Genomic DNA, 13,171 nt, shown 5'->3' on the forward strand with positions numbered 1-13,171 from the left:
CGGACAGGCCTGCCCACCTCGAATCAAGTGTCGGGACGATCAATGGATATCGGTGAACTGCTGGTCCGGGACGGGATCGTCCTGAAAGGCGGCGCGTCATCCAAGCGGCAGGCGTTGCATCTTGTAGCCTCGGCCGCCGCTGCTGCCCTCAATGTGGCGGAGACGGCCGTGTTTGACTCGCTGATGGAACGCGAGGCCTTGGGCTCGACGGGGCTGGGGTCCGGCGTCGCGGTGCCGCATGCCCGGCTGGACGGGCTGTCATCCGTCAGGGCGGTGTTCGTGCGGCTGGACACGCCGGTCGCCTATGGCGCGGTCGACGACCGGCCGGTGGATCTGCTGTTCGCCCTGTTCGCGCCACCGCGCGAGGGGGCTGAGCATCTGCGGGCCCTGGCCGCCGTGTCACGCGCCCTGCGCTCGCCCGAGATGCGGGAGCAGTTGCGTCAGGCCCGCACCCCGGACGCCATCGAGGCCCTGTTCGTGCGGGGCGGGAGCGTCCCGGCCACAGCCGCCTGAAGCCGATACGGTCGCCCGGGACGGCGACCCGGCCTTAGTGAACCGAGACCGGGGCCAGTTCGTGGGCCACTGCCGCGGCGAAGGCGGTCTCGCGGTCCAGCATTACGGCGAGCCGTTCACCGTCGGCGCTGTGAACCGCATACAGAACCCGGTCGGGCTCAAGCGTCAGGCCGGATTCGTCGGTCAGCGGCGCGTCGGCCACGATGTCGCCGGCGCTGATCTCGCGCACATAGACGAGATCGGGCGCGCCCAGGCCCTTGAAGTCTTCCTTGGTCATTGTGGGCGTCATGAGGACCGCCTCCTTCTCATCAGGGGAACGCCCGTCGCCGCCACGGGTTCGCCGTGGCGGCACACGGTCGTGCAGGGGGGATCAGTCGAGGTTGATCGGAATCCGGCGAACGGCCTTGGCCTCGACCGGACGGGTGAGGTCGACATGCAACAGGCCGTGCTCGAGCCGCGCCCCCTCGACATCCAGTCCGTCCGCGAGGACGAAGCTTCGCACGAAGCCCCGTGCCGCGATGCCACGATGCAGGAAGGCCTGATCGGGGGAGCCGCCGTCCCGCTTGCCGGCGATCGTCAGTTGACGTCCCTCCAGGGTGATGGCGAGATCGTCCGGTGAAAAGCCCGCAACGGCCAGGGAGATCCGCACGGAGCCCTCGCCGATCTGCTCGACATTGTAGGGCGGATAGCTTTCCGCGGCAGCCTTGGCGGCGCGGTCGATCAGGGCACGAGTTTGGTCGAACCCCAGCAGAAAGGGACTGTCGAACAGCAGCGGTCGGGTCGTCATCGGTCCAGTCCTCGAACAAGCGACTGCGCCGAGGTCCCCGCACGCGGCGAACATCGACGTCCTGCCCCATATGGGAACCGGGCGGCCGCCATCAAGCGTCCCTCCGCGACAATGCTCCATCCGGTGACGGCCGCCCGAAGACCGGTCTCCGGGAGGTTCCAATCGCCCGGGAAACCGGCGAAGGTCGGGGATGGCCACCCTCCCCGCCGTCCCTTCGCCCGGCATGGCCGGTCCCCTGGTGCCGGGTGAGGACGCGCCGGCCGCAGGGCCGGGCTTCATCGCGGCCTATACCCTGGCCCAGATCGGGGCCTTCGTCGGGTTCGTCCCCCTGCTGATGGTGCTCCTGCCCCTGAAGGCAGCCGCCCTCGCGCCGGAAGCGGCGACACTGCTGGTCAGTCGCGCCGCCATGTGGGGGGCCGTCTCGGCAGGGATCGCGCATCTGGTCGCAGGAAGCCTGAGCGACCGCACCCAGCTGCGCCACGGGACGCGCAAGCCCTGGATCGTCGCCGGGATCATGTTGACGGCCCTGAGCTATGTCGGGGTGTTTCTTGCCCGGAGCCCGACCGAGCTGATCGCCGCGATCGTCGTGTTCCAGATCTGTTTCAACATCCTGTTCTGCCCGCTGGTCGCGGTCTTCGCGGACCATGTGCCGGACCGGCAGAAGGGCCTGGTCTCCGCCTTCTCCGGTCTGGCCTATCCTGCGGCCAGCCTGTTCGCGGGGCTGGTGATCGCCATGGCCCTGACCGGGGCGGCCGGCCGGTCGATCGTCACGGTCGTGGCCATGATCGCCCTGTTGACGCCGTTCGTGATCACGAAGCTGCGCAGGGTGACGGTCGTGACCCACCCGGTGTCCGCGAAGGGCCCCGGGAGGATTCTGGCCGCCCTCGTGGATCACGATTTCCGCTGCGCCTTCGCCTCGCGTCTGCTGGTGCAGACAGCCATGTCCCTGAATGTCCTGTATCTGCTGTTCTATCTGCAGTCCCACAGCGATGTGGCGTCGCGCCTGCCGGGCCTGAGGATCGACGCCGTCCTTGGCCTGCTGATCGCCACCTCGACAACGGCGGCCCTGGTTTCGGGCTTCGCCGCAGGGCTGGCGTCCGATCGCTGGGGTGGCCGAAAGGGTTTCGTCACCGCGGGAGCCCTGTTGATCGCCGCCGGGGGGGCGACCCTTGCTGTCCTTCCCGCCTGGCCGGGGCCCCTCGTCGGACAGATGGTCTACGGCATCGGGGTGGGGATCTTCTCGACCGCGGATCAGGCCCTGATCGCCCAGGTCCTGCCCGTCCGGGCCCGTATCGGGCGGGACCTGGGGGTTATGAATCTTGCGGTGACCCTGCCCCAGGTGATGGCCCCTCTGGCGGGGATCGTCCTGCTGGGGTCCGCAGGCTGGAGCCTTCCGGGCATCTTCGCCCTGGCCGCCGCCTTGGCGGTGGGTGGCGGCGTGCTGGTGCAGGGGATCAGGCGGACCCTTTGAGTGGCCGGGCCGGGGTCCCTGTCGGGACAGGCCCGGTTGACTCCCTGAGGATCAGCTGGTGCGGATGATCCTGTCGGGGCCGGAGCGGTTCGCCCTCGAGCTGGGCCAGCACCATGTCGGCGGCGGACACCGCCATTTCAAACACGGGCTGACGGATCGTGGTGATCGAGGGCCACGCGATTCGCGAGACTTCGGAATCGTCGAAACCGGCGATCGACAGATCGCCCGGGACGTCGAGACCACGCTCGCGCGCCGCCATGAGGGCCCCCACGGCCATGTCGTCATTCTGGGCGAGGATGGCGGTCGGTCGATGGGGCTGGTCCAGCAGGCGCTGGGCCGCCGCATAGCCGCTGGCCCGGGTGAACAGGCCCTGTTCGGTCAGGTCGGCCCGCAGCGGCACGCCCGCGGCCGCGAAAGCCTGCTCGTAGCCCTTCAGTCGCATGGTGGTGGAGGCATGGGTCGGGTCGCCGAGGATGACGGCAACGTCCCTGTGGCCAAGGTCCAGCAAATGGCTGGCTACCTCCCGGGCGGCTGTCACATCATCCAGCAGATTGCCCGGGCCGAGGTCGATATCATGCGTCGGGGCGATGCGGGCGAAACGGATTCCGGCGGCGGTAAGGTCGGCGAGTATGCGCAGGTTGTCCGAGGCTGGCGGAGCCAGAACGACCCCGTCGAGGGCGGCGGACCGCAGCCAGCCGACGACCTCTGCCTCATGTTCGGACACGGATGACACCGGGATGACGACGAGCCGGTAACGCTCGGTACGCAGGCGCTCCAGCACGCCCATCTGGAGCTCCACCACATAGCTGGGCGACGGGTTCTCATAGACCAGGCCGATCAGGTGAGAGCGACGCCGGACCAGGGCCTGGGCCAGAACATTGGGATGGTAGTTGAGGGCCTCGGCCGAGGCCCGGACGCGGCGGCGGACCTCGTCCGTCACATTGGGCTCATCGTTGAGAACCCGCGAGACGGTCTTCATGGACACGCCGGCATGACGGCTGACGTCCACCATGGTGGTGCGTCGCTGACCTCTTGTCACAGATGCGCTTTCCTGAACGGTCGGGAGCCGTATGCCGGGCGGTCCCCCTCCGGCGGCCCGGTGAAGACGCTTGTAAGGCGGCCACACGCCGATATGCAATTGCGGTAGCGCTATCATTCCCATTGACAGCGTAGGACAACGCTGAGAACCTAGGGTCGGAGCGGCTCTTCGGTCGCCCGATAAAACATTGACGTCGGCTCAGCCGACGCGGAGGGAAACATGAGGGGAATGTCGTTTTTGACGGCGCTTGGGCGCTCGAGTTCCGCTGTAGCGCTTCTGACCGGACTGGCTCTGCCCGGTCTGGCGGCCGCGCAGACGGCCACGCCTCCGGCGCAGACGCCGGGCCAGGCCACGACGGTCGACGAGATCGTTGTCACCGGGATCCGGGCCAGTCTGGACCGCGCCATCGATATCAAGCGCAACTCGTCCGGCGTGGTGGACGCCATTTCGGCCGAGGACATCGGGAAATTCCCGGACACCAATCTGGCGGAATCGCTGCAGCGGGTGACCGGCGTCTCGATCAGCCGGGTCAATGGTGAAGGCTCCGAGGTCACGGTTCGCGGCTTCGGCGGCGGGTTCAACCTCGTCACCCTGAACGGCCGACAGCTGCCGACCGCCAACGTCTCGGCCGTGGGCGGGGACCAGAACGTCGACTTCGCCACCGCCACCAGCCGGTCGTTCGACTTCTCGAACATCGCATCGGAGGCCGTGAGCCTGCTCGAGGTCTACAAGACCGGCCGTTCATCGATCCCCTCCGGCGGGATCGGTGCCACCATCAACGTCGTCACCCGCCAGCCGCTCAGCAACCGTGAGCCGGGCTGGAACGGCAGCTTCGGCGTCAAGGCCGTGCACGATTCCAGCGTTGACCGGGGCGAGGAAATCACCCCGGAGGCGTCCGGGATCGTCAGCTGGCGCGACGAGGACGGCACCTTCGGCGTCCAGCTGTTCGGCAGCTATCAGCGTCGCGAAAGCGCTGCGGCCAGCGCCACCTCCAACGCCTGGAACATCGTCCGTCGCGACGTCTTCCTGAATCAGGCGGGCCCTTACGTCAACGCCCAGACCCAGCTGACGAACACACCCTCGACCAACCAGCTGGTCGCGGTGCCCAACGACAGCCGCTATCACTTCTCGGAGTCCGAGCGTGAACGGATCAACGGGCAGGCCGTGTTCCAGTGGGCACCGACGGACAACCTGGTCCTGACTGCCGACGTCCTCTATGCCGAGAACCGCACCAGCGAGGAACGGACCGACCAGACCAACTGGTTCAACCGTCCGTTCGGCCAGGTCCGCTTCGATGACAACGAAGGGGTGGCCACCACAGTCTTCCTTCAGGAAAACATCAGCGGGGTGAAGGACACGGGCTTCGAGCAGCAGTACCGGGCCACCAAGGACACGCTGGAGTTGTTCGGCCTCAACGCCAGATGGGACCTGACCGACAATTTCTCGGTGGTCGTCGACGGCCATATGTCCAAGGCGGAAAGCCTGCCCGACGCATCGAACGGTGCCAGCTCCACCCTGATCAGCCTCGGCGCGCCGGTGATCTCGGCCCATTCGGTCGACTTCAGCGGCGACATCCCGGTCCAGAGCATCACCATCAATGATGCGCTGCGCGGCAACAACAACGGCCGTCTGGACATCGGCGACATCGGCACCCAGATCGCCCGGACCAACGCCTCGCAGCAACGTCAGGAAATCAAGGAAATCCGCGCCGACGCCACCTATGATTTCGGCGGCGGCACCCGGTTCGACTTCGGGGCCGAGTACATCGACTCCGAAATGACCAGCCAGCGGACCCAGACCCAGCAGACCCTGGGTGACTGGGGCATCACCAACCCCGGCGACGTCGAGCGTTTCGCCGGCGGTCTTCTGGAAGAGTTCTGCCTCACCTGCCGCTTCGACACCTTCAATCCTGGCGCGACGGGCGCGTCCCTGATCGCCTTCCGCGGCAATGCCGTGGAACTGTTCAACGCCCTGTCGCCGGTCTATGCGGCCGATGGCAGCCCGATGAACAACGTGGCCAACCCGGGCAACCCCCTGGCCCTGTCGGGCTCGGATTTCAACGTCGTCGAGGAGCAGACGACCGCCATCTATGGCCAGCTGACCTGGGAAGGTGAGCTGGGAACCATGCCGATCAGCATGATGGCCGGCATCCGCTATGAGCAGACCGAGGTGCTGTCGACCTCGCTGGTCGCCGTGCCGACGGAGATCCGCTGGACGTCCGACAACGACTTCGTCCGGGTCGTCGGGTCCCAGGTCGAGCCGATCAGCGGCGAAGGCGACTATGACAACTTCCTGCCGGCGTTCGACTTCTCGATCCAGCCCATGGACGACGTCAAGCTGCGGGCGTCGTGGAGCCGGACCCTGGCCCGGCCGGACTACGGCAACCTGTTCGCGGCCAGCACGGTGAACCAGCCGCCCCGCCCGACCGCACTGGGCGGCGTTGCCACCGGCAACTCCGGCAACCCGAACCTGCTGCCGCTGCTGTCCGACAACATCGACTTCTCGGCGGAGTGGTATTTCGCCCCGTCCAGCTATGTGTCGGTCGGCTTCTTCGACAAGCAGGTCCGCAACTTCGTCGGCCAGGGGCAGGTCACCCGCTCCCTGTTCGACCTGCGCGATCCCACCTCGGGCGCGGCCGGTTCCCGGTCGGGCACGGCGCGGACGCAGCTGGGCACGCTGGGTGCCGACCTGTCGGACGTGAACCTGTTCACCTATACGGCGCTGCTGATCCAGAACAACGGCAACGTGGCCGCGGCTTCCACCCAGTTCCAGGCCCAGCGCACCGGGCCGAACGCCTCGCTGAACCAGGCCTTCGTCGACCAGATCCTGGCCGCGGTGGACATCACAGCAGACGCCAACGACCCGCTGTTCCAGTTCTCGGTCGCGACCCCGGTCAACAATCGTGAGGCCAACATCAACGGCTTCGAGATCGCCGGCCAGTATTTTTACGGTGATACCGGCATCGGCATCGCGGCCTCGTACACGATCGTGAACGGTGACGTGGACATCGACGTCAACGCCGACCCCAGCATCGACCAGTTCGCCCTGCTGGGCCTGAGCGACAGTGCCAACGTCACCCTGATCTATGACAACTACGGGGTCTCGGCGCGGCTGGCCTACAACTGGCGCGATACCTACCTGGCTGAAACGAACCGGGGTGGCGACAGCCGCAACCCCGTCTTCACAGAGCCCTTCGGGACCCTGGACATGAACGTCAGCTATGATCTGACCGATAACGTCGCCCTGTCGTTCGAGGCAATCAACCTGACCAGCGAACCGATCCGCACCTACGGGCGGGACGAGAGCAACATCTGGTTCGCCCAGGAGCTGAAGCCCCGCTACCTGCTTGGAGCCCGCATGCGGTTCTAGGCGACACCGCTGGAGAACGAGTCACAGGGCCGCCGGTCATCGGCGGCCCTGTGATCGTCCGGGGTCTGTGATTTGCCGCTCCGGCCCATTGCCCCCATGATCGGTGGCCGGAGACAGGGCGCGTGCCATGACGAACATCGTGCTGCTGAACAATGTCGACCATGCCGACCTCAGGGTCGCGCAGACCTATGGGCCCGAGACGGGCGATGCGATCAACCAGGCGCGGGTCTTCCCGACCGAGTTCGAGGCGCTGCAGCGGGACTATGTCATCCTGTTCCGGCGCGATGCGGCCGGAGCCTTCCAGTCCGTGGCCCTGCTGGGGCTGGATCGGGACGAGAATCTCTTTCTTCAGTCACCCCAATGGAAAGCCCGCTATGTGCCGGCGGTGCAGCGGCGCGGACCGTTCTCGATCGGTCTGCACAGCGCGCAGGGCGCGGCCGCGGAACGGCAGGCCCGGGTCAATGTCGATCTCGATGATCCCCGCGTCGGCGTGGCCGACGGAGAGGCCGTGTTTATGAAACACGGGGGATCCAGCCCCTATCTGGACGCGATCAACGTCGCGCTGTCGGCCCTGTACGAAGGTGTCGAGGCGGAGCCGGCGATGTTCGAGGCGTTCGAGCAGGCCGGGCTGCTGGAGCCCGTGGTCATCGATATCCATGTCGGCGAGGGCCGGCGCTATGATCTGGACAATGTCTTCGCCATCCGCCGCGACCGGCTGGACGCGCTGGACGGGGCCGCTCTGGAACGGCTGCATCGCGGCGGCTGGCTGGTTCCGGCGGTGCATGCGGCGTCGTCGCTGGGCAATCTGGACCGGCTGATCGCGATGAAGAACCGCAAGGCGGGCCGGGCATGACCGCCGCCGCGCGCCGTACGGACGCCACGGCCCCGGGCACCATCGCGCGGCGCACCGAGGTGGTCGAGGCCCCGGAGCGCCGTCTGCCCCCGCTGTCGGCCCTGCTGGAGCGCAACCGGCCGGTCATCTTTCGGGGTCTGGCCGGCGACTGGGCTCTGGCGGGGGCCGGGCGTGAGGGACCGGCCGCCGCAATCGCCTATCTGAAGCAGTTCGACGCCGGCCGGCCGGTGGTGGGCTATACGGCCGCGCCGGAAGTCGGCGGGCGCTATTTCTACGGGCCGGAGCTGCAGGGGCTGAATTTCTCGGCCGAGCGGGTGTCGCTGAGCGCCTATCTGGATGCGATCGCCGCCCATCTGGAGTTGCCGGCGCCGCCGTCCTTCTATGTCGGCTCGACCGATCTGGATCTGTATCTGCCCGGGTTGGGGGCCGAGAACGGCCTTGACCTGCCGCCGCCGGCCGAGGGGCATGGCGCGCCGATCGTGAGTTTGTGGCTGGGCAACCGGACGACGGCGGCGACCCATTTCGACATGTCGAACAACCTGGCCTGCTGTCTCGTGGGACACCGACGCTTCACCCTGTTTCCGCCTGACCAGATCGGCAATCTGTATCCCGGTCCGCTGGAGCCCACACCGGGCGGACAGGTCGTCAGTCTGGTGGATCCCTCCGCCCCCGATTTGGAGCGGTTCCCGCGCTATGCCGAGGCGGCCACGGTCGCCGAAATCGCCGATCTGGAGCCGGGTGACGTGCTCTTCTACCCGGCCCTGTGGTGGCACAATGTCGAGGCGCTGGACCCGTTCAACGCCATGATCAACTACTGGTGGAACGACACCCCGGCCTTCGTCGACACCCCCATGACCACCCTGCTGCACGGCCTGCTGAGCCTGCGCGATCGGCCGCAGGCGGAGAAGGCGGCGTGGCGGGGGCTGTTCGACTACTATGTCTTCGGCCCGGCTGACCGGCCCGCGGCGCACCTGCCGGAGGCGGCGCGGGGGGATCTGGCCCCGCTGGACGAACGGTCCGCGCGGCGCCTGAGGGCGCGCGTGATGCAGAAGCTGAATCGATAGGGAGGCAGGCCATGGACGAGGGCAGGACGCGTGTCGTGATCGCCGGTGGCGGGACGGCGGGCTGGTTGGCGGCGGCCGTTCTGACGCGCCAGCTGGGCGGGCTGCTGGACATCACCCTGGTCGAGTCCGAGGAGATCGGCACGGTGGGGGTCGGGGAATCGACCATCCCGACTGTCCGGTCCTTCCATGCCCTGCTGGGCATCGACGAAGCGGACTTCATGCGCACGACCGGCGCGACCTTCAAACTGGGGATCTCGTTCGAGGGCTGGACGCGGCCGGAGGACCGCTACATCCATTCGTTCGGCGATGTCGGCAAATCGACCTGGATGGGCGACTTCCAGCATTTCTGGCTGGAGGCACGCGAGCGCGGCGTCGCCGGCCCGCTGGGCGACTATTGTTTCGAGCATGCCGCAGCGGAGGCAGAGCGGTTCGCCACCGGGCCCGAGGCCCGCATCAACTACGCCTACCATCTGGATGCCGGTCGTTATGCCCGCTACCTGCGCGCGCGCAGCGAGGCGGGCGGTCTGACGCGGCGGGAGGGCCGGATCGCCCGGGTCGACCGGGATGGGGAGAGCGGACTGATCGCGGCTCTGGTGCTGGAGAACGGGGACCGGATCGAAGGCGACCTGTTCCTCGACTGCACGGGCTTTCGCGCCCTGCTGATGGAAGGCGTGCTGGGGGTCGGGTTCGAGGACTGGGGCGACTGGCTGCCGACCAACCGGGCGCTCGCCGTCCAGACAACGTCAACCGGGCCGGCCGTGCCCTATACCCGGGCCATCGCCCACGACGCGGGCTGGCGCTGGCGGATCCCCCTGCAGCACCGGGTCGGTAACGGTCTGGTCTATGCCTCGGACTTCCTGTCCGATGATGAGGCCCGCGCCCGGCTGATGGGCGCGATCGAGGGCGAGCCCCTGATCGAGCCCGGCCTGATCCGCTTCCGCACCGGTCGGCGGCAGAAGGTCTGGGAGGGCAATTGCATCGCCCTGAGCCTGGCCGGGGGGTTCGTGGAGCCGCTGGAATCGACCAGTATCCACCTGATCATGACCGCCCTGACCCGGCTGATGCAGGTCTTTCCGTTCGACGGCATCCGGCCGGCGGTGGTCGCGCGCTACAATGCCCAGTCCCGCGCGGAAATGGAGGGGGTGCGGGACTTCATCATCCTGCACTATCATCTGAATGCCCGCAGCGAGCCGTTCTGGCAGCGCCAGCGCGAGATGGGCATACCCGACACCCTGGCCGAAAGGCTGGCGCTGTTTGCCGAGAGCGCCCAGGCGTATCAGGGGCAGGACGACCTGTTCCGGGTGGCTTCCTGGCTGCAGGTCCTGACCGGACAGGGGCTGGCACCGCGCTCGCACCATCATCTGGCCCGGCTGATGCCGGTCGACCAGTTGGCCAGGGCGCTCTCGGACCTCAAGGCCAATGTCGACAAGGCCGTGGAGACCCTGCCGACCCACCAGACCTTTCTCGACCGTTACTGCCCCGAGGCGACACCGGCCGCCGCCGCCTGAGCGGCGACGGCGACCGGCCGGTTCAGGGTCAGGCCGGGCAGACCGCGCTGCCGGTGTTGGACACCAGCCGGATGTCCTCGATCACCAGCGCCAGCCGGCCCGAGGTGGTCAGGACCACGGGCTCTTCGGTCCGGATCAGATCGGCTCCGGCGTCGCGCAGGCAGCTGAGCTTGACCTGGACGGTGCGGAACTCCGGGCCGGCCCCCAGCAGCGACGCGATATCGACGCCGCCGCGGCAGCCTGTGCCACAGCCGGCTGACAGGAACACCGGACCCGTGGGGGCGGTGTCGACCCGGAGGCGCATGGCCACGGCCATGTCGCCGGTCGCCTGACGCGAAAGGTCGACGGGCGCGCCGGACACGACGAACGAGGCCTCGCCGGCTCCGCTCCAGTTCAGCAGACGGCCGCTCTCCTGGGCCGATGCATCGGCGGCGCGTACGGTCAGGGCGGTGGAGGGGCTGGCCCCGGCCGCAACGGGAGCGGTTCCCGAGGCATCGCGCAGTGAGATGGCCCAGGGCTCGGGCACGCGGCCGGCGGCGTAATAGATTTCCGAGGCCGCAGCGGCAGCCGCCACACCGGCCTCTTCCGACAGGACGCCGAGGTCGGTCCGATCCGCATAGGTCCGGCCGAATCCGAAGGCGAACAGCGGGTCATAGTCGGGGTCGCTGGCGTTCAGCCGGTACTGGTTCGCCCGGCGCGGCCAGGAGAAGGACAGCTTGCCGGTGAAGTCGTGGGCGATCGACCCGTCCGGGGCGCGGAACAGGACATCGGCCACACCGCCGCCCTCGCTGCCCGGCAGCCAGGCGGCGACGAAGGCGTCCGAGGCGTTGATCTCGGGATTGACCCACAGCGGCCGCCCCGAGAGGAAGACCGAGACCACGGGGATGCCGGCGGCCTTCAGCCGGCGGAGGGTGGCCAGCGGTCCCTCGGGGGTGAAGTCCAGCGTCGGCCGGTCGCCCTGGAACTCCGCATAGGGGTCTTCCCCGAACACGACGATGGCGACGTCCGGCCGCTCCGAGAAGCTGCCGTCGGCGCTGAGCACCGCCTGTCCGCCACCCGCCTGCACGGTCTCCGAGATGCCGCCCCAGATGGACTGGCCATTCGGGAAGTCGGCGTTGGTATTGTCCGTGCCCTGCCAGCTGATGGTCCAGCCGCCCGACTGTTTGCCGATGTCATCGGCTCCGTCGCCGGCCACCAGAACCCGGGCACCGGGGCGCAGGGGCAGCAGGCCATCGTCATTCTTCAGCAGCACGAGCGAGGCGCGCACGGCCTCGCGCGCCAGGGCGCGGTGGTCCGGCGAGCCGAGCACCGAATAGTCGCCCGCGCCGGCCCGGTCGACCGGGGCCGGATTGTCGAACAGGCCGGCCTTGAACTTGACCCGCAGGATGCGGCGCACGGCCTCGTCCAGCCGGGCCATGGAGATTTCGCCCGACCGCGCCTGGGCCAGGGTGGTGTCGTACAGGCCGCGCCAAGTGTCGGGGGCCATGAACATGTCGATGCCGGCATTGAAGGCCCGGGCGCAGCTGTCCGGGGCGCAGCCGGCCACCTGAGCATGGGCGTTCCAGTCGCTGACCACAAAGCCGTCAAAGCCCATCCGGTCCTTGAGCGCCCCGGTGAGCAGGCCTTCATGGCCCGTGGCCTTCTCGCCGTTCCAGCTGGAGAAGGAGGCCATGACGGTCAGCGCCCCGGCGGCGATGGCCGGGGGATAGCCGGCGTTGTGGATGCGGACCAGCTCGCTTTCGGACACCCGGGTGTCGCCCTGGTCGCGACCGTCCTGGGTGCCGCCGTCGCCAAGATAGTGTTTGACCGAGGACACTGTACGGCCGGGCTGGAGCCCGTCGTCGCCGCCGTCCGGGCCCTGCAGGCCCTCGACCACGGCGCGGGCATAGGCGGCCACGACCTCGGGCTCTTCGGAATAGCTCTCATAGGCCCGGCCCCAGCGATCATCGCGGGCCACGGCCACGGTGGGGGCGAAGGTCCAGTCCACGCCTGTGGCAGCCAGTTCGCGCCCGGTCGCCTCGCCGATGCGGCGGATCAGGTCGGGATTGCGCGCAGCCCCCAGACCGATGTTGTGGGGGAAGATGGTGGCCCCGAAGACGTTGTTGTGGCCGTGGACCGCATCGACTCCGAAGATGACGGGAATGGGGGTGTGGCCGGGGCGGGCCTCGGTCGAGACCTCGTAGAAGGCCTGGGCGAGCGCCAGCCAGGCTTCCTTCGGCGCGCGGTCGTTGCCGGCAGGCCCGGAGTTACCACCGGCCAGGACCGAGCCCAGAGGATAGCGGCGCAGGTCTTCCGGCTGGATCGAGGCGATGTCGGCCTGGATGGTCTGACCGACTTTTTCTTCCAGCGACATGCGGGCCATGAGCGCGGTGATCCGGGCCTCGACCTCGGCATCGACCAGGCCGGCATCGGCGACGGCGGGCCAGGCGGACGGGGTGATGCCCGGTGTCAGGGCCACCGGATCCGGGACCTGCGCACAGGCCATCAGGAGGCTGGCCGTGGCGGACAGCATCAGACTGCGACGGAGGGTGAGGGGCGATCGGTACATGGCGTTTCCTGTCCTGTCG

10 protein-coding genes are annotated in these 13,171 nt (G+C 68.3%); 6 read left to right on the forward strand and 4 right to left on the reverse strand.

Going from position 1 to position 13,171, the window contains the following annotated elements; genetic code table 11:
- Positions 1–42: 42 nt before the first annotated feature.
- Positions 43–513 carry a PTS sugar transporter subunit IIA gene (locus SJY26_RS06015; protein ID WP_396595232.1) on the forward strand — a complete coding sequence of 157 codons (471 nt, stop codon included), beginning with the start codon at positions 43–45 and terminating at the stop codon, positions 511–513.
- A gap of 34 nt (positions 514–547) precedes the next feature.
- Here the strand turns inward: SJY26_RS06015 and SJY26_RS06020 are convergent, their stop codons facing one another.
- Positions 548–802 (reverse strand): DUF1150 family protein, encoded by a 255-nt coding sequence (locus tag SJY26_RS06020; RefSeq protein ID WP_396595233.1) that lies wholly within the window; start codon positions 800–802, stop codon positions 548–550.
- Between the two features lie 81 nt (positions 803–883).
- Entirely contained in the window at positions 884–1,300 is a 417-nt protein-coding gene (locus SJY26_RS06025) for an Hsp20 family protein (protein ID WP_396595234.1), read from the reverse strand.
- Positions 1,301–1,490: 190 nt separating this feature from the next.
- Here SJY26_RS06025 and SJY26_RS06030 point away from each other — a divergent pair, with 190 nt between their 5' ends.
- Entirely contained in the window at positions 1,491–2,771 is a 1,281-nt protein-coding gene (locus tag SJY26_RS06030) for an MFS transporter (protein ID WP_396595235.1), read from the forward strand.
- On the opposite strand, the gene SJY26_RS06035 is transcribed toward SJY26_RS06030, so the two are convergent.
- Positions 2,755–3,810: a LacI family DNA-binding transcriptional regulator gene (locus SJY26_RS06035; RefSeq protein WP_396595236.1), complete on the reverse strand. Its 1,056-nt coding sequence runs from the start codon at positions 3,808–3,810 to the stop codon at positions 2,755–2,757. The genes SJY26_RS06030 and SJY26_RS06035 overlap by 17 nt on opposite strands.
- Before the next feature lie 228 nt (positions 3,811–4,038).
- Between SJY26_RS06035 and SJY26_RS06040 the strand changes: the two genes are divergently transcribed.
- The 4 genes from SJY26_RS06040 (at position 4,039) to SJY26_RS06055 (ending at position 10,604) form a co-directional block, all read left to right on the forward strand.
- Positions 4,039–7,179, forward strand: coding sequence for a TonB-dependent receptor (locus tag SJY26_RS06040; protein ID WP_396595237.1), 3,141 nt, complete (start codon positions 4,039–4,041; stop codon positions 7,177–7,179).
- A gap of 127 nt (positions 7,180–7,306) precedes the next feature.
- On the forward strand, positions 7,307–8,032 hold the full coding sequence (locus SJY26_RS06045; protein WP_396595238.1) for a SapC family protein: 726 nt from the start codon (positions 7,307–7,309) through the stop codon (positions 8,030–8,032).
- Positions 8,029–9,096 carry a cupin-like domain-containing protein gene (locus tag SJY26_RS06050; protein ID WP_396595239.1) on the forward strand — a complete coding sequence of 356 codons (1,068 nt, stop codon included), beginning with the start codon at positions 8,029–8,031 and terminating at the stop codon, positions 9,094–9,096. Before SJY26_RS06045 ends, SJY26_RS06050 begins: the two co-directional genes overlap by 4 nt.
- 11 nt (positions 9,097–9,107) lie before the next feature.
- Positions 9,108–10,604 carry a tryptophan halogenase family protein gene (locus SJY26_RS06055; protein ID WP_396595240.1) on the forward strand — a complete coding sequence of 499 codons (1,497 nt, stop codon included), beginning with the start codon at positions 9,108–9,110 and terminating at the stop codon, positions 10,602–10,604.
- 28 nt (positions 10,605–10,632) lie between these two features.
- Here the strand turns inward: SJY26_RS06055 and SJY26_RS06060 are convergent, their stop codons facing one another.
- Positions 10,633–13,152 (reverse strand): glycoside hydrolase family 3 protein, encoded by a 2,520-nt coding sequence (locus tag SJY26_RS06060; RefSeq protein WP_396595241.1) that lies wholly within the window; start codon positions 13,150–13,152, stop codon positions 10,633–10,635.
- Positions 13,153–13,171: the final 19 nt, after the last annotated feature.

The sequence above is a fragment of the Brevundimonas sp. R86498 genome, from assembly GCF_044598075.1.
Lineage (GTDB): Bacteria > Pseudomonadota > Alphaproteobacteria > Caulobacterales > Caulobacteraceae > Brevundimonas.